This window comes from Skermanella aerolata KACC 11604 (assembly GCF_000936425.1).
Classification (GTDB): Bacteria; Pseudomonadota; Alphaproteobacteria; order Azospirillales; family Azospirillaceae; genus Skermanella; species Skermanella aerolata.
Map to the genome: position 1 here is coordinate 1 of NZ_AVFK01000250.1, position 315 is coordinate 315.

Annotated in this window: 1 protein-coding gene; it reads right to left on the bottom strand. The window is 55.9% G+C overall.

What is annotated here, in order from left to right:
- Positions 1-315: integrase core domain-containing protein (locus N826_RS39415; RefSeq protein ID WP_044438156.1), on the bottom strand; the 315-nt coding region annotated here is incomplete at both ends.

A 315-nucleotide genomic window follows, 5' to 3' on the forward strand; every position in this document is an offset into this window, starting at 1 on the left:
ATGCCGCCAACGTTTCCTGCTGGCGACGCCAATTTTCCTCGAACGCCATCGGGCTTGTGTAGCCCAGGGTAGAATGCATTCTGTTGCGGCTGTAGAAGGTCAGCCAGTCAACAACCTCATCTTTGGCCTGGCGCCGGGTCTCGAAGTGCATGCCATGCAGGCGTTCAACCTTCAACGAGCCGAAAAGCGTTTCCGTCACCGAGTTATCCCAACAGTTTCCCTTGCGGCTCATCGATCCGCGTATGCCGTAGCGGCGCAAGGTCGCTTGGAAATCGGTACTGGCATATTGCGAGCCTTGATCCGAATGGAAGATCA